General features: G+C 48.9%; 15 protein-coding genes and 1 riboswitch. Of the genes, 7 read left to right on the top strand and 8 right to left on the bottom strand.

Annotation, left to right across the window (positions count from 1 at the left end):
- Positions 1–2 precede the first annotated feature (2 nt).
- Entirely contained in the window at positions 3–248 is a 246-nt protein-coding gene (gene purS / locus MRBLPE1_RS25780; RefSeq protein WP_171056467.1) for a phosphoribosylformylglycinamidine synthase subunit PurS, read from the bottom strand.
- 230 nt (positions 249–478) lie between these two features.
- On the opposite strand from purS, the gene MRBLPE1_RS25775 reads away from it, so the two are divergent.
- Positions 479–655 carry a hypothetical protein gene (locus tag MRBLPE1_RS25775; protein WP_364151032.1) on the top strand — a complete coding sequence of 59 codons (177 nt, stop codon included), beginning with the start codon at positions 479–481 and terminating at the stop codon, positions 653–655.
- A 393-nt stretch (positions 656–1,048) separates the two neighbouring features.
- On the opposite strand, the gene MRBLPE1_RS25770 is transcribed toward MRBLPE1_RS25775, so the two are convergent.
- Genes MRBLPE1_RS25770 through purE form a run of 4 tightly spaced genes read right to left on the bottom strand, consistent with a single transcriptional unit; the run spans position 1,049 to position 4,921 of the window.
- The gene (locus MRBLPE1_RS25770) at positions 1,049–1,945 is read right to left on the bottom strand and encodes a phosphoribosylaminoimidazolesuccinocarboxamide synthase (RefSeq protein WP_364151029.1); all 897 of its coding nucleotides are present in this window, start codon (positions 1,943–1,945) and stop codon (positions 1,049–1,051) included.
- A gap of 15 nt (positions 1,946–1,960) precedes the next feature.
- Entirely contained in the window at positions 1,961–3,256 is a 1,296-nt protein-coding gene (purB, locus tag MRBLPE1_RS25765; protein ID WP_364151026.1) for an adenylosuccinate lyase, read from the bottom strand.
- Between the two features lie 7 nt (positions 3,257–3,263).
- A complete protein-coding gene (gene purK, locus MRBLPE1_RS25760; RefSeq protein WP_364151024.1) occupies positions 3,264–4,439 on the bottom strand; it encodes a 5-(carboxyamino)imidazole ribonucleotide synthase in 1,176 nt (391 codons plus the stop codon).
- On the bottom strand, positions 4,436–4,921 hold the full coding sequence (gene purE, locus MRBLPE1_RS25755) for a 5-(carboxyamino)imidazole ribonucleotide mutase (RefSeq protein ID WP_364151021.1): 486 nt from the start codon (positions 4,919–4,921) through the stop codon (positions 4,436–4,438). Before purE ends, purK begins: the two co-directional genes overlap by 4 nt.
- A 315-nt stretch (positions 4,922–5,236) precedes the next feature.
- Positions 5,237–5,336, bottom strand: a riboswitch (purine riboswitch).
- Between the two features lie 556 nt (positions 5,337–5,892).
- On the opposite strand from purE, the gene MRBLPE1_RS25750 reads away from it, so the two are divergent.
- The 4 genes from MRBLPE1_RS25750 to MRBLPE1_RS25735 all read left to right on the top strand — a co-directional run bounded on the left by MRBLPE1_RS25750 (position 5,893) and on the right by MRBLPE1_RS25735 (position 11,376).
- The gene (locus MRBLPE1_RS25750) at positions 5,893–7,170 is read left to right on the top strand and encodes a LysM peptidoglycan-binding domain-containing protein (protein ID WP_364151019.1); all 1,278 of its coding nucleotides are present in this window, start codon (positions 5,893–5,895) and stop codon (positions 7,168–7,170) included.
- A 221-nt stretch (positions 7,171–7,391) separates the two neighbouring features.
- Complete coding sequence (locus tag MRBLPE1_RS25745) at positions 7,392–8,906, top strand: spore germination protein (protein WP_364151016.1); 1,515 nt, start codon at positions 7,392–7,394, stop codon at positions 8,904–8,906.
- Complete coding sequence (locus MRBLPE1_RS25740) at positions 8,878–10,044, top strand: Ger(x)C family spore germination protein (RefSeq protein ID WP_364151014.1); 1,167 nt, start codon at positions 8,878–8,880, stop codon at positions 10,042–10,044. The genes MRBLPE1_RS25745 and MRBLPE1_RS25740 overlap by 29 nt, the downstream gene beginning before the upstream one ends.
- Positions 10,045–10,290: 246 nt before the next feature.
- Complete coding sequence (locus MRBLPE1_RS25735; protein WP_364151011.1) at positions 10,291–11,376, top strand: GerAB/ArcD/ProY family transporter; 1,086 nt, start codon at positions 10,291–10,293, stop codon at positions 11,374–11,376.
- A 247-nt stretch (positions 11,377–11,623) separates the two neighbouring features.
- On the opposite strand, the gene MRBLPE1_RS25730 is transcribed toward MRBLPE1_RS25735, so the two are convergent.
- The 3 genes from MRBLPE1_RS25730 to MRBLPE1_RS25720 all read right to left on the bottom strand — a co-directional run bounded on the left by MRBLPE1_RS25730 (position 11,624) and on the right by MRBLPE1_RS25720 (position 15,107).
- Positions 11,624–12,193 (bottom strand): nitroreductase family protein, encoded by a 570-nt coding sequence (locus tag MRBLPE1_RS25730; RefSeq protein WP_364151009.1) that lies wholly within the window; start codon positions 12,191–12,193, stop codon positions 11,624–11,626.
- Between the two features lie 54 nt (positions 12,194–12,247).
- A complete protein-coding gene (gene msrB, locus MRBLPE1_RS25725; RefSeq protein WP_364151006.1) occupies positions 12,248–13,231 on the bottom strand; it encodes a peptide-methionine (R)-S-oxide reductase MsrB in 984 nt (327 codons plus the stop codon).
- A gap of 118 nt (positions 13,232–13,349) precedes the next feature.
- Positions 13,350–15,107 (bottom strand): stalk domain-containing protein, encoded by a 1,758-nt coding sequence (locus MRBLPE1_RS25720; protein WP_364151004.1) that lies wholly within the window; start codon positions 15,105–15,107, stop codon positions 13,350–13,352.
- A 266-nt stretch (positions 15,108–15,373) separates the two neighbouring features.
- Here MRBLPE1_RS25720 and MRBLPE1_RS25715 point away from each other — a divergent pair, with 266 nt between their 5' ends.
- The gene (locus tag MRBLPE1_RS25715) at positions 15,374–15,805 is read left to right on the top strand and encodes a hypothetical protein (RefSeq protein ID WP_364151001.1); all 432 of its coding nucleotides are present in this window, start codon (positions 15,374–15,376) and stop codon (positions 15,803–15,805) included.
- Positions 15,802–16,878, top strand: a complete 1,077-nt coding sequence (locus tag MRBLPE1_RS25710) for a phosphodiester glycosidase family protein (protein ID WP_364150998.1) — start codon at positions 15,802–15,804, stop codon at positions 16,876–16,878. Before MRBLPE1_RS25715 ends, MRBLPE1_RS25710 begins: the two co-directional genes overlap by 4 nt.
- The last annotated feature ends 46 nt before the right edge of the window (positions 16,879–16,924 follow it).

The following is a 16,924-nucleotide window of genomic DNA, read 5'->3' as shown; positions in this document are numbered from 1 at the left end:
TCTTAACCCTCCAGTTCAAAACGGAAATCTTCTACAACCGTGTTCGCGAACAGTTTTTCGCACATTGCTTTGATGCGTACTTCCGCTTCGGCGCGGTCAGTCGTATCGAGTTCAAGCTCCAAATATTTGCCGATGCGTACTTTTTCGACTTCGGCGAAGCCCAGAGTGTGAAGCGCGCCTTGTACAGCGGTTCCTTGTGGATCCAAAACGTTTTGCTTGATAGTGACGTAGACGGTTGCCTTCATAATAGCCTCCTGAAAATGTGGGTTTTTCTCGCAGCAGCTTTATTGGTCAAAATGTGATTGCCGCTCGGGCGCGGGAGTTATTGCTTAAGCCGCTTTCGAAGCCGGGAAATTTGATTATACCGCTTAGCGGGTATTTCCCGGTCTTCAAGAAGCGATCGCTGTCGCTTTCCAGCAACAACTTCCCGCTCTCCGAGCTTTCACACTTTGAGATAAAACCTTTGCGAGGTTGATCGGTGAAGCAATGGTTTTCTCGCAGATTTGATGGACGATGCTTGGCGCGGGCATGGGGGTTATTATCTACGCCGCTTTCGAAGCCGGGAAATCTGATCACACCGCTTAGCGGATATTTCCCGGTCTTCAAGAAGCGATCGCTGTCGCTCTCCGACAACAACTCCCCACGCTGCGCGTGAGCATAATTCCTTCAAACCGCTGTAAGGTTGATCGGTGAAGCAATGGGGTGCAGCAGCGCTCTCGCTGACTGCCTGCCTAAGAGGCATGCGAATCAGCGCCCCTATGGTCAGCGTCATTGCTAACGCTCGACGTTGTATTAGTCATATCCGGCCTTCTTCGGCGGATTCATTAATTTAACGGGATTTATACCCCTGTTAATTCAATCACATAAGCCAGTTTGCTGCGATTAGCGGTACTTTTGGGCGTTATTGGCTTCATTTCGATGTCCTAGTTCGATTTGGCGCCGGATAACGCCCGCCGTTCCCGTTATTTCGTTCAGCATCCCTGCCCAGAATCGAAATAACGCTTCATTTTGCTGCATATGAAGCAGGAATATGTGTGCGGTTACTTATCTAAAGTTCAGCGCCCGTCAGGCGGCGGTAGATATCGCGGTAGCGGGCCGTTGTTTCGGCTACTACGGATTCAGGCAGCGGCGCAGGCTTGCTGTCGCGGTCCCAATCAGATCCGAGCAGATACGTGCGCACCGGCTCTTTGTCCATGCTGTCGATCTCGATATCGAGCGCATAGTTGCCTTCTGCCCAGAAACGCGAGGAGTCCGGCGTGAAGATTTCATCGATCAACACGACTTTGCCGTCGATCAATCCGAACTCGAATTTGCAATCGGCAAGAATAATGCCGTGCTCGGCGCAATAGCCGTGAGCGAACTCATAAAGCTTGATGCTGCGGTCGCGCAGCTCTTCGGCAAGCTCGGCGCCGACCATTTCAGCCATTTTCTCAAATGGGATGTCCTCGTCGTGGCCAACGTCGTTTTTCGCTGCCGGCGTGAAGATCGGAGCCGCAAAACGTTCGTTTTTGTGAAGGCCAGCCGGAAGCTCGATCCCGTTGATAGCCGATGTTTGCTGGTATTGTCTCCAACCGCCGCCCGTTATATAGCCGCGGACGACGCACTCGATATCGATACGCTCCGCTTTGCGGGTGACCATGATGCGGTTTTTTAGCAGCTCAGGCTCCGTTACGAGAACGCCAAGCTTCTCCACATCAGTATGCACGACATGATTCACTTGGATATCGGCCGTTTGCTCGAACCAATAAGCCGATAGGCGGTTCAGCACATTGCCCTTGTCCGGTACAGCAGGGTCAAGCACGTAATCGAATGCCGAGATCCGGTCCGTTACGACGATCAGGTAATGCTCGCCCAGATCGTAAAGCTCGCGTACCTTGCCTTTGTATATGAGCGGAGCTTTTATATAATCGACAGCCGTCGATAAAGCTTGCGATGTTGCGGTCATCAGGCCAGCCTCCCCTTAAATCAATCCCAAACGCGTGAAGATGGTATCCACATGCTTCAAATGCCAAGCCGGGTTGAAGCAATCGTCAATTTCTTCTGTTGAAAGCACGCTTGTAATTTCTTCCGTCTCGCCGATGATGTCACGGAATTGACGCTGTGTCTCCCACGCCTGCATTGCGCGCGGCTGCACGGTATCGTACGCTTTTTCGCGGCTGAAGCCTTTGTCGATCAACTTCGTCAATACGCGGCCCGAGAACGGCACGCCGTATGTCGCTTGCATGTTGCGCTTCATGTTTTCCGGGAACACGGTCAGGTTGTTGATGATATTGCCCAGACGGTTCAGCATGTAGTTAAGCAGCATCGTTGCATCCGGCAAAATAATCCGTTCTACCGAAGAGTGGCTGATGTCGCGTTCATGCCAAAGCGCAATGTTCTCATAAGCGGTAACCATATGTCCGCGGATGACGCGGGACAAGCCGGAAATGTTCTCGCAGCCGATCGGGTTGCGTTTATGCGGCATGGCGGATGAGCCTTTTTGGCCTTTTGCGAACGGCTCTTCGACTTCACGGAACTCGCTCTTCTGCAAAGCGCGTATTTCGGTAGCGAACTTGTCGAGCGACGAAGCGACGAGCGCAAGTGTTGCCATATATTCCGCGTGGCGGTCACGCTGCAAGGTTTGCGTCGAGATTGGAGCGGCCGTAATGCCTAGCTTCTTGCACACGAATTCTTCAACGAAAGGATCGATGTCAGCGAAGGTACCTACAGCGCCGGACATTTTTCCGAATTGCACGCCTTGAGCCGCATGGTGGAAACGCTCCAGGTTACGTTTCATTTCCTCGTACCAAAGCGCCATTTTCAGACCGAACGTCGTTGGCTGGGCATGAACGCCGTGAGTACGGCCCATCATCGGCGTATCTTTATATTGAAGTGCTTTATTTTTTAGGATTTCAATGAAGCGCTCGATGTCTTTGACGAGAATTTCATTGGCTTGAAGCAGCAGGTAGCCGATCGCTGTATCCACGACATCCGTGGAAGTCAGGCCGTAATGCACCCATTTACCCTCAGGGCCCGCTTTCTCGGATACCGCACGCGTAAAGGCGATAACGTCATGGCGAGTGTCCAGCTCGATTTCATAAATGCGGTCAATGTCGAAATCAGCGGAAGCGCGAAGCGCGACAACATCTTCCTTAGGAATAACGCCCAGCTCGGACCAAGCCTCGCATGCGCAAAGCTCAACCTCCAGCCATGCTCTAAACTTATTTTCCTCTGTCCAAATTGCTCTCATTTCCGGTCTGCTGTAACGCTCCAACATTAATCCTTCACACCTTCCAAATAGTTGTTTCTTCAATCCAGCTCAGTGCGGCGTCCGTATTCTCCGCCAGCACGTTGACATGGCCCATCTTCCGCTTTGCAACAGCGTCCTTCTTCCCGTACAAATGAACCTTCGGCGCGACCTTCAACCGCTCAGCCGACTCATCCCGGCGTGCCGTCAACGCAAGCAGCGGCTCGACATGCTCGCCGAGCACGTTGACCATCACGACAGGACTCATTAGCGTTGTGTCGCCAAGCGGCAGGTTGCATACCGCCCGCACATGCTGCTCGAACTGCGACGTTCGGCAGGCCTCCATCGTGTAATGGCCGCTGTTATGCGGACGGGGCGCAAGCTCGTTTACGAACAGCTCGCCGTCCGCCGTAACAAACAGTTCAACCGCGATAAGCCCGACTGCGCCAAGGCCTTCTGCAATCCGTGTTGCAAGGCGCTCAGCCTCTTGCTGCAGCTCCTCGCTGATTCTTGCCGGTACGATAGACAAATGCAATATATTATCGACATGTATGTTTTCCGCGGCAGGGAACGTTTTGATTTCACCCTGCGGATTTCGTGCCGCTATAACCGATATTTCCTTTTCAAAACGAATGAACTGCTCCAGCACCAGCTGGACCTTCGCGCGCGAGAGCGTCTCATACGCTTCTTCGATTTCATCCTCGCTGCGGATGACCCACTGTCCTTTGCCGTCATAGCCGCCCATCGCCGTCTTCAACACGCATGGCGTACCGAAGGCAGCTACCGCCTCATGAAGCTCGACCATGCTGCGAATCTCGCGGTAGGGCGCGACCCGCACGCCGGCCGCTTCTATCGCATGCTTCTCGCGAAGCCGATGCTGCGTCGTGTAGAGCAGCTCGCTGCCTTGCGGCACATACGACTCTTCCATGAGCATCGCTGCGACGTCTGCGTCAACGTTCTCGAATTCATAAGTGATGACATCCGAACGCTTCGCAAGCTCCCTTGCCGCTTCGCGGTCATCGTATGGCGCCACGATTTGCTCGGCAACTTGTCCGGTTGGACTATCCACGGTCGGGTCAAGCGCAATGAACCGATAGCCCATCGCGCTGCCCGCGTTCGCAAGCATTCGGCCAAGCTGGCCTCCGCCTAAGATCCCGATCGTACTGCCCGGCAGCAGCGTCATTAAAGGCTGCTTATCCGTTTTCTGACTCATAGCGTCTCACTGCTTTCCAGCACTTCCTGCTTCACGCGCTCTCGTCGCGCTTCCACGCGCGCTTGCACTTCAGGGTCAAATGCTCCCAGCATTTGTGCGGCAAGCAATCCTGCATTCGTGCCGCCCGCGTTGCCGATCGCAACCGTAGCCACGGGAATCCCCCCCGGCATTTGAACGATGGAGAGCAAAGAATCCAGCCCGCTCAGATTCGATGATTTCACGGGAACGCCAATAACCGGCAAAATCGTCTTTGCAGCGACCATGCCGGGCAAATGCGCAGCTCCGCCGGCGCCGGCAATAATCACCTTAAGCCCGCGCTCTACCGCAGTCTCCGCGTACTCAAACATCAAATCCGGCGTCCGATGCGCCGAAACGACCTTTTTCTCATACGGAATTTGCAATTCCTCTAGAATATCGCAGGCTAATTTCATTGTGTCCCAATCCGATTTGCTGCCCATGATGACGCCCACCTTCGCAGACATGCGATCAAACCCACTTTCGTTTATAAGATTATCAATCATTAAGCTTCATGAACTCGAAGCGGTAAAAACAGAAAAGGCCCGTCAGCAACCATAAGAATGGGGATGCCGCAGGACCGGAGCGGAAGCAGAAGAAACGACCGGTATTCATGCGAACCCGCTATCGATAGATCATGCTTCACTTTAATGAGGTCGACTCAAGCTGCGCTGCATGGCCATAGAGACAAGAGTAGGCTGCCTCGTAAGAGAGGCAACCTCTATCTAACCAAAAGGCTTCTTTATGCAGCGTGCTTGCTTATTGCGAACGCTCGGCATCGCATGTCGTCTCATTTTGCTCGTAGTCCGAAAATTAAGGTTTTCGGGTAGAAACATTCAGGCCTTATCCCAAATATATACGAGATGAATGGAAATGAAATAGGAAGAAGATATGATGATTCATCCTTGTATTCCAATTTTAACTTTAAAGTCATAATTTTATGTCTTTGGCTTCGACAATATCCAACATGTTTCACTGTGTCAGAGCGATCCACCTCAAGCCTATTCTAGTTTATCTAATCCCCAAACCACTGTCAATGAAATACGAACATTAAAAGACAATGTTTTATAAAGGTTCGTTTTTTTGAATAAAACAATGCCGAATTCCGAGTGAAATAACCAAATTAAGGGGTTTAGACCACTGCATTTGCCTTTCATACCCCGCCTATGCTCCAATTCGTTCCATTTTCGCAAAGAAAAGGCGTATATGCACGGAACACAAGCAGTTCTTCCTTCGAAAAAAATGAGGAATGAGCGGCGGCATCCTGTACTTATTATCTATTATTCCCAATGCCCGGCATTCCCACGCGCTTCTTTTCCAGACTAGAGACAATCTCCGTTGAATACAGTTATAACGGAGACTTTTTTGGTATGCGCGCAGAAACAAGCCGCAGTCGCGAACGCATGAACAATGGACTTGAAAAGGAGGTTCGGCGAAGTTGCAAATCCACGTGGTGCAAAAAGGCGATTCGCTGTATAAGCTGGCTCAAAAATTTGACGTATCCGTCAGCGAGATCACGGATGCCAACGGGTTAAGCGATCCGAATACGCTTGTAGTCGGTCAATCCCTTATCATACCGGCCGAGGCAGCCACCCATAAGGTGCTTGTCGGCGAATCGCTTTGGATAATCGCCCAGCGATACGGCGTCACGCTGAAGGAGCTCGCGGAGGTCAATCAAATCACAAATCCCGCGCTCATTTATCCCGGTCAGACTCTTGTAATCCCGCAGGCGGCACGGCCGACCATAGAGGTCAATGCCTACACCGAAAAATTCGGTCCTGAAGGCGTCGGGACCGTTCAGGAAATCGGTCAGTACTTAACGTATTTAAGCCCGTTTAGCTACCGCGTACAGGCTGACGGGTCCTTTACGACCCTCGACGACTCCGCGGTCATTAATGCCGCCTATCAAGCGAAGGTCACTCCGATGATGGTCATCACCAATTTTGAGAGCGGGACCTTCAGCCCGGAAATTGCCCATGCGGTATTAAGCGATCCCGTGCTTCAGCAAACGCTTATCGGCAACATTCTCGCCACGATGAAGCAAAAGGGCTACCTCGCGCTTAATGTCGATTTCGAATATGTGCTGCCGGCCGACCGCGAGCTGTACAACGCTTTTTTGCAGCGGCTCGTAGACAGCCTGCAACCGCAAAACTATCTCGTATCTACCTGCCTTGCCCCCAAGACCAGCGCTGCCCAAACAGGCACGCTGTACGAGGCGCATGATTATCCGGCACATGGCCGAATCGTCGATTTCGTTGTGCTCATGACCTACGAATGGGGCTGGTCCGGCGGTCCTCCCCGCGCCGTCGCTCCGCTGAACGAGGTGAATAAAGTGCTAACCTACGCGCTTAGCGTTATTCCCGCGCAAAAAATCGTGATGGGCATGCCGTTATACGGCTATGACTGGACGCTGCCTTACGTGCAAGGGGCGAAATGGGCCCCCACCGTCAGCCCGCAGGCCGCGGTCAACCGGGCTAATCAATACGGAGCAACCATTGCATACGACGAGGAAGCGCAATCCCCCCACTACAACTATTATGATAACGAAGGCCGCGAGCACACCGTCTGGTTCGAGGATGCGCGAAGCGTGCAGGCCAAGTTCAATCTCGTCAAAAGCTATAACCTGCGCGGCGTCAGTTATTGGGTGCTCGGCGTTTCGTTCCCGCAAAACTGGTATGTGCTGCAGGCGAACTTTACGATCAAGAAGCTTGTCTAAAGCCTTTTATTAACGAGATTTTGACAGGCAAAACGAAGAGGCTGCACTGCTGCGACATGTCGCATGCCGGAGCAGCCTTTTACGCTTACACCTCAGTATCGCTTATTTATCCGTTTATAAATTAAGGCCGTTGAATGCATACACAATGTCAATAAAATACATAATACGTTAAGTAGTAATACTTGCTATTCATCTAAAAGGCCTATTGTGGAGGGATTGAAATGGCCCTGCATTCAGATCGTATTCATTCTTCGAACGAAATGAACTTAAAAAAGCTGCTGCAAATCTTTTCAGATAATGATTCTTTGGTTATACGTAGCCTAATGAATGAAGAAGGTACATTGCTTGCTTCATTTGTTTACTTAAACGTCTTAATTGATGAAAAATATTTAAATCAACATCTTATACGAAAAATGAACGAAGATCTCCGTACAGTAAAGGGACTGGTGAATGAAACAGCCTTAAACACTCTAAACTCTCTTGGAACCGTTAATGAACTGACGCAAATTGAGGCTGTAGTAAGCTTGATTACCGATGCTGGTATTGTCGTCTTTGTTGAAGGTATCTCCATGGCTTATGGCATACTGTTGCCGGGGTATGAGACACGTGCTATTGAAGAACCGAAGATTGAAATTAATGTACGGGGGCCAAAAGAAAGCTTTACCGAAGACCTGCAACAAAACTTGAGCATGGTGTATAGGAAGCTTAAGACACCCGACCTAAAATCAATATCATTTGTTATCGGGCAGCAAAGCCAAACCAAGGTTATGCTTTTATATCTTGAAAACCGAATAGACCAAACTCTATTAGCGGAAATAAGAAATAAAATCGAATCCGTCCAATTGGACGTTTTAATTGTCAATACTCAAATTGAAGAATTAATTCAGGATAACATTTTCACTCCTTTCCCCCAGATTTTCAGTACAGAAAGACCTGATCGAATTGCTACCGCATTAGGTAGGGGAAAAGCAGCAATTATTGCAGATGGAACGCCAATTGCCTTAATCGCTCCCACCTCTTTTTTCGAAATGCTTCACCCTAGCGAAGATTTATACGAGAGGTTTTACTTCGCTAACTTTTTAAGAATACTACGTTTGATATGCCTGTTTATCTCATTATTCGGACCTTCTTTATATATATCCTTGACCACCTTTCATCTCGAAATGATCCCGACTCCACTGATGATGGCCTTTATTTCCTCGAAAGCCGGAATTCCATTCCCAACTTTTATTGAAGCGATCCTCATGGAGACCGCTTTTGAGATACTCAGAGAAGCCAGCCTGCGATTGCCTCGTGCGGTAGGTCAATCCGTTAGCATCGTGGGGGCACTTATTATTGGTGAGGCTGCTGTACAATCAGGGATTGTGTCCCGACCGATGGTTATTGTAGTGGCCATGACAGGGATTGCCTCTTTTGCGATTCCTTCCTTTAGTACGGCTATCGCATTACGTATGCTGAGGTTTCCTTTTATACTTCTCGCCGCTAGTTACGGTGTGTTTGGTCTCTCTTTAAGTATGTTCATACTCATCATGCATTTGTGTTCCTTGCAAACATTTGGCGTGCCCTTTCTTGAACCGGTTAGTTTCAAAAGCATGAGAGACACATTGATGAAGTATATTCTCTTACCTGTCAAATACAGAGAAAATGTTATACAGGTCAAGGCTGGCAGTGTAGATGCTCCGCAACAAAAAAAAGGAGGTTTCCTGCATGGCAATGAAGAGGATGAATATCGTTAGATCCATTCTATTGATCTGTTTAATAACATGGATAGCTGGCTGCTCAGCCGATGTCACAGAAATTAGCGATATTGCTTTAGTAACAGCGACGGGCATCGATTATGATAAAAAAATAAATAAATATGTATTTACTTCCTATTGTTTATTACCCACTACGACAAGTACGGAGAATACCGGAAAACTTTCCGAGTGGGTTGTAAGCGCAACGGGCAATTCCATTTTGGATGCTGCAGAAAATTTACGAAGCCGAGCTGGGAAAACACTAATATGGCAGCATAATAAGTTCATTATTATTGGAGAAAGCGCTGCACGCTACTCCTTTTATGAAATTATGGATTTCATGACTAGAAATCGTCAAATTCGTATTACTAGTTTCCTTTTTGTGAGTGAAGGAAGAGCCGAAAATTTACTGAATATGAAGACAGAAACAGAAGACTTGCTCTCTAATGATTTGCTGGGGAAAGTTAGGAACGAAAAGGAATGGGGAAGAAGTATCAGCCAGAGCATACAAAATATCGCAAATTGGAATATTGATCCTTATAGGGGCTTTGTTACAGGTAAGATAAGTAAATCTAAGCAGTCTTTCAAGTCCGAAGAAGTTCTATCATTAAGTGGAGGATCTGTTTTTAACAATGGCAAATGGGTTGGCTGGTTGGATGAACAAGATGTGCTGGTCGTTCATTTATTATCAGATAAAAGCAAATGGAAGGATCTTGTTTTTAGCGAAACCTTTAATTTTAATGATATCAAAGTCACCTTATATTTTAAGCTGGACAAGCAATCGATACAAAGTAGTTTTATCGATGGCCCCACACTAGATATCCATTTGAGTTTAACCTCAACTGTAGGTGAAATAGAGCACTATTTATCGGTAGACAAGTTAGACACAATCAATCAATTGGAGCAAGCGGCATCCACATTTTTGGAAAATAAGATAAAGCATACACTCCTTCATTTTCAAAAAGATCTGAATGTTGATGTTGTTGGTTTTTCTAATCTTTTTTATCAGCATTACCCAAATGAGTGGGCTGCATTAAAAAATAAATGGACGGATATTTATCCAACAATTCCGGTTCAAACCCATGTCGCTGTAAAAATAGATAAACTGGGATTGAATCAATCTTTGGGAGATCATTAATATGCTTAATACGATCATTTGCTTACTGTCTATTGGTTATGGAATTCAACAATTTTTAAGCTTTCGAAAACAACAAGAAAAGTCCGATGCCATTGTCATACTGATACTTTGTGGAATAATTGCGATCTATTGCAACCCTTTCTACAGCGCCTCATTACCTACCGTGGAAACTTTTTATACCTTCGTTTATAAACCGATCTCTAATTATTTGATAAGACAATAATCTGTTACTTAGGAGGAATCCGTGTGGTCGCTCAGAACAAAATAACTCATGGCCAGCTCAGTTGCCTCGTATTCTGTTATTTGTCGGGATTCTCAACATTATTTTTATCAGAAGCAGCATTGCTAAAACAAGATGTCTGGATGTCGTATCTCATGGGTATGACATCAGCCACTGGGATGCTGTGGCTTTTGTGCTATGTCCAATGGAAGCACCCTCAAATGAAAATGGTTGAAATTTTCGACAGATTATTTGGACATTGGGTATCGAGGCTCGTTCTTATGATTTACCTAATCTATATTTTTGAAATGCAAGCAGTTGCTTGTCGTGCGTTATCCTCATTCTATACAACAGTCGTTCTTCCCAATATGCCTTCAAATCAAATTATCCTACTTATTATTTTATCTACGACTTACGCCACTTATCTTGGACTTGGCACTATTGTGAGAGCCATCCAGATAACGCTTCCCTTTTTTCTGTTGGCCATATTAATCATCTGTTTTTTTTTATTGCGAGAAATGGAGACTAATCCTATACTCCCACAATTTCAACACACGTTTTCGGAAGTTATGTACGGCGGCTTGCTTAGCTTCTATTTTCCTTTTGGCAAATTGATTGTCTTTGGGTTTCTTTTAGCACGGGTTAAAAATATGAAAAAGATTTTTTCAAGCAGCATTTTAGGACTAATACTCGCAGCATTATATTTGTTAGTCGCTACTTATTTGACCCTTGGTACAATTGGAATTCATTTGACCGGGACAGTTATGTTCCCCTTTTTCTCATCTATTCAAATGGTTAAATTCGGAGAATATTTGGAAAGAATAGAGATTATAATCATCGGGATGTGGACCATATTTACCATATTCGAAATCGTTGTTCTTCAATATGTTTTTATAATGTTGCTGCGGCATGTGTTTCGGATAAAAAACATAAAACCTTTTATTTTCCCCATAGGCTTATTATTTTTTGCTTTAACCCAGAAAAGCTTTCTCCGCCTAACTGATTTATCGTTCTATAACCTTAATATTGCTCCTTTTTCAACAATACTGCCCGTCGCGATTATCCCGATCATTCTAATTATTATGACGTTATTAAAAAAAGGGAAAACATAAAATTAATTTAATCATTCTAATCGATGATTTATTAATATGAATTTAAATAGCGTGCTTTTTTGGAGTGAAAAAGTAAAGCAGCCCATTCAGGCGGCAGGTTTCCGGCAGCCTAATGATCTGATTATCAGGGAACATGGATTTCAGTAAGTAAACTTCAAGCATGGTTACTGGATAAAATAAAAAACAGGCCGTCTAGTTCGACAAAATCGAACTAAACGGCCTGTTGCATAAACACGGCTTCGTTGAACTACACCAGCCATACCGTCTTCGCGGTAGCAGGTATACGCTGCGGCTCCGGCGGCGTCATATCCGGATAACCCAAGTAAATGAAGCCAACGATCTGGTCCTTCTCCGCAAGCCCGAATGTCTCTCTCATAAGCGGATGATACATCGGATCGCCGGAGCGCCAGATTGCGCCCAGTCCGCTTGCATGCGCGGCGAGCAGCAGGTTTTGCACGGCTGCTTGAGCGGCAGCCAGCTCTTCTTCCAGAACCGCCCGCGGATCATTCGAGGGCGAGCATACTGCCGCTATCACAACAGGAGCGCGGTAAGCTTTTGACCGTTCCTTCGCTAGTCGATCCTCAAGCGCCTGTCCGGTCATGTCCGGTACCGCGGCTGCGGATACGCGGGCATATCCCTCGGCAAGCCGGCCTCGGCCCTCGCCTGTCATGACAATAAAGGACCATGGCTGTGTATTATGATGGCTGGGCGCCCAGACGGCCGCATCCAGCAGCCGTTCAATAAGCGCGCGGTCTACAGGGTCTTTCTTCACTCTTCCGATCGTTCTGCGCGTGCGAATCGCTTCTTCAACGTTCATCTTCCGTATCTCCTCCGCTCATTTGAGTTTTTCCATCTGCCGATTGGCAGAAGATTATTCGAAAAGATGCAAATATTCGCCGTACCCTTCTTGCTCCAGGTCATTTTTGCCAATGAACCGCAGCGATGCGGAGTTAATGCAGTACCGAAGCCCGGTTGGCTGCGGTCCGTCATCGAACACATGCCCAAGATGGGAATCGCCTTCCTTGCTGCGAACCTCAACCCGTACCATATAATGCGAAGTGTCGGTATGCTCTGCTACTGCCGATGCCTGCAGCGGCTTCGTAAAGCTCGGCCATCCGCAGCCTGCATCGTATTTATCGCGGGAGCTGAACAGCGGTTCTCCGGATACGATGTCCACGTAAATGCCATCCTCGGTATGGTCCCAGTACTCGCCGGTGAACGGGCGCTCCGTGCCGCTGTTTTGCGTGACTTCGTATTGAATCGGGGTCAGGCGCTGCCTAAGCTCGTCTTTGTCTTTCTTAACCGTCCAGTTCTGCGCGATAAACGCGTCGCGGCCGGAGCCTTTACGGTACATTTTATAGCGGTAAGGGTTCGTTTTATGATAGCCCTGATGATAATCCTCTGCCGGGTAAAAAGCTTGCGCCGGCTCGATTTCCGTCACGATCGGACGGTCAAAGCGGCCGCTCGCCTCAAGCTCCCGTTTGGAAGCCTCGGCCAGCTCGCGCTGCTCCTCGTCATAATAATAAATGCCCGTCCGGTAAGACTCGCCGCGGTCATGGAACTGGCCGCCCGCATCGGTCGGATCAATTTGCATCCAGAAGATGTTCAGCAGCTTCTCGTAGGGAAAGATTTGCGGATTGTACGTAATTTGCACTGCCTCCGCATGGCCGGTCGTCTCCGAGCAAACCTCCTGGTAAGTCGGGTTGACGGTGTGGCCTCCCGTATAGCCGGAAACGACTGAGATAATGCCTGGCATTTCTTCGAAAGGCGAGACCATGCACCAGAAGCACCCGCCTGCGAACATTGCTTTGGCTTCGGTTTGGCTTGCGCCGTTATTTGTAATTGGTTGATCCATTCTGATCATCCTCCTCAATGGTTCTAATCATAATGACTATCTCTAGTATACATGACGGGAAGGGTCAACAACAAAAAAGGAGGAAGCGCCGAGTCCATAAGGCGCTTCCTCCAAACCATTATGATTTAAAATCCGATGCCGGAAGAAATACGAATAGGATCGGCAATGAGCTTGCTCCAGGCGACGTATATTGAATGGTCACCTCAGGCGCTGCCTGCAGGCCTGCCGCTCCCTCAGGTCTCAGCTGCGTATAAAGCAGCGCACCCTCGCCTACTTTTACATGTCCGCCGGACGGCACCGAAACGACTTTCCCGTTCACCGTGACCGCCCCTTGGAAAATACCCGCGCGCGGATTCAAAATAATACGCGTTCCGTAAGCGACGCTTTTGAGCTTGATCGTCGTCACGGCGCCATACTCCCCGCCGTTAATCGTCATTCCGCCCGTCAGCGCATCCACGCCCGCCATAGCCGGACCGCGCTGGCCAAGACGAAGCTTGCTTTCGGTCACGCCAACCTTTTCAGTTACTTCGATGTATTGATCGGTATCAAAAAACTTGCCGCGGTTGCCGACTTTCTCCAGCTCCGGCAGCGTAAACACCACGCTTACCGGATCCGTGAATTCTTTTAGCGCCATCGTCGAGAATGTCAATTCGCCATCCATGTCCACATCAAGCAGGCCGGAAAAGCCTTCATCCGGATTCATGATGATTTTCTCCATCTCCGGCATGAGGTTGATGGATGCGCCCGGCTCAATGATTATTTCGCGCGGTTGAGACGGCGCAAAATATCTGCTTACCGCAGCGGATCCGAACTGAAGCGCGCTTACGCTCGGTCCAGCCAATCCTCGGTTGCCAATCGTCAGCTTAACGCTCTTCTCTCCCTTGTTCGTTGCGACTACCGCTAGCTTTAGCCGCTCTTGGGAGCCGTTGCGGTGATGGAGGAACAATCGGCTGGGATCATTCAACGTATCCTCATAGAGGAGGCCTTCACCGAAGAAACGCTCCGGCGCATTCGACATGTACAAGGTGCGCCCGCTTTTGGATTCAATGGTTGAAACCTCTTTAAAGGTGTTCATCAGCTTGCCGTCGAGCACGAATTTATCGCCCGGATTACCATAACGCATGTAATATTCGTAAGGCGAGTACATCACTTCATCCGTAACGGTGATATCTTGTGACACGACCCCGCTGCTAAGTCCTTCGCTGTCGTAAACGCTCAGCGTTACCGTGTAGACGCCCGGCTCGAAATAGGTGCTTTTGCGTCCTGTCCAGATCGGTTTAACGGTCTTGCCGTCCGGATCGTAGCTAAGATCCTCGTATTCGATATTCTCGCCCTGCTTCACTTCGAGCGGCGCAGTGAATTTGGCTACCGGCGCGACATTCGGCTCCGGCTGAATCGTAATGCTGATTTGCTTCAGCTGCGCATTATAGACGTAGCCCGCATTCCAAAGGAGCTTTACCGCGGATAAAGGGACATGCATCGTCCCGTTGATACGCATAGCCGCATTTGGCAAAAGCAAATAGCTTCCGTTGCGGTTCGCTCCGCGCATGTTGACATTCAGCGTTACTTTGTTGAAATAAGTATCGATATGAGTACCCTTGCTATCGTTATATACGCTTGCGCCTACAGAAGTCGCAATCGTACGGACCGGAATCATCGTGACTCCTTTTACTACCGGAAGCGGCGTTGTCATTTGCTGCGTTTTCCCGTTCAACGACATTTGCTTCGACCCGTGGACAAATACCAATTTTATCGGTTGACGCTCTGCCGCATTTGCCTCTTCCTTCGCTCCAAACCCTGTTCCCGCAAGCGAAACTAGCAAGCTAGCAACTATAATCCGCTTGGCCATTCGACTGATCCAATTCACTCTACTCATCCTGTTCTCCTTCCAAATTTGCAGCATCGACTGCTGCATCCCGTATGGTTAGACGCACAAGCGGGTGAGAATGTTCCGCTGATTTTTAAAATTTACAATTTATTTCCACCTTACATAGGGGACATCTGCATTTCACTTTGTTACAATAAGATGACATGCGCAACTATTTGGCATGGATTGCTGTCTAAAATAATGAACCCCCATGCTTGCAGTTCGTTCATCCGATCTTTCGTGCAAGTGACTAACAAGAGAGGTGAATGAATAGAATGAGTGATTTGATTTTGGAACAACGTACTGCCAGCCAAACCGACAAGAAGACACGCAGAAAAAGAGGAAACCGTACCTTTCTCCTCTTCGCCTGCGTATGGGTCATTATTATATGCTCCGGCATACTCGGCGCGAAATGGTATACCGAACGGATGCAGCAAACCTTATCCGCGGATCTGGAACGGCAAACCGCGAGCCAAATCGCGGCCATGCAGCAAGCCTACGAGGCACGCATGATGCAGCTGGAAACGGATTATACGGCGGATTTAACGGAGCTTAAAGCAAAGGTGGACGCGCTCAACGAGCTGCTTACGTTCACGAAGGATAACGCTGCCTCCAAGACCGATAACAGCAACAAGCTGTACACGCAGTTGAACGAGGTGAAGAAGCAGCTGAATGAGCTGCAGAAGAACCTGGATGTGCTCAAATGAACATCACCGTAAAAGCATTAAACCGTACCGCCTTACTCGCATGTGCCCCGTTTCTTGGCGTAATGATCTGGCTGCTATTATCCGATATGGTCATCCAATTATCTGCCGAAGCGTTTCCTAAGCCCGTTACCGAGCAAGCTAGGCTCCCAGAATCCGATATTTCGCATGCCGCGGCAGGCCTTGATCTTGCACAGGAAACCGCTTCGCAAACGCGTGAATCGATTCAAAGGCAAATCAAGCTGTACCAGCAGACGAATGCGGACATGGCAAAAATATCGTCGATGGCGGCCTCCCAAGCGATGAAGCCTTTGCAAATTTACGACCGCAATATTACGCGAAGGCTTGGCAATGCTTCTGCCACCGTGGAATCAGACAAGCTTAGGGCTCAGCTCTTCTACATAAAAGCGGAAAACTTCACGGCGTATGCGCTAAAAGTGAAGCTGAAGAGCAAAGATGCCATGACCATGTCGCTCGGCGGCGACGAGCTCGGCAAGGCGGAGTCTACGCTAGCCGCGGTCAATCGTCACGGGGCTGTCGCCGGCGTCAATGCGGGCGGCTTCGCGGATGGACGCGGCAAGCGTTATCCGCTCAGCACGACCATCGTAGACGGCAGCTATGCTACGGGCTTTGAACCGCCCCATGCGGATCTGTTTTTTGTCGGTTTGAATGATCGGAATGAGCTGATCGGGGGGAAATTCGCGAGCAAAGCACAGCTGGATGCCGAGAAACCAAAATTCGGCGCTTCCTTTGTCCCTGTGCTGATGCGAGGCGGGGCTCCGCAGCCGATCCCGATGAAGTGGCAAACCAGCCCGAAGCGGGCGCCCCGCACCGTTGTAGCCAACTATAAGGACGATCAGCTGCTGTTTCTTGTAGCCGACGGCTATAACGAATCCGGAAGCTCGGGCGCCACGCTAGGCGAAATGCAGCTTCTGCTGCAGCGCTACGGCGCCGTTGACGGCTATAATCTGGATGGCGGCGGCTCCTCCTCGCTTATTTTTAACGGACGGGTCATCAATAAACCTTCGGATGGCGTGCTGCGGAAGCTGCCGACCCACTTTCTATTCTTTAAATAATTAGGCCGGCATAGCGCGGTGGCGATGATTTCTGAATATACTACTA

The organism is Paenibacillus sp. LPE1-1-1.1, assembly GCF_040676435.1.
Taxonomy (GTDB): Bacteria; Bacillota; Bacilli; order Paenibacillales; family Paenibacillaceae; genus Pristimantibacillus.
Note: the sequence above shows the minus strand (reverse complement) of the source record. Positions and strands in the feature narration are given on the sequence as shown.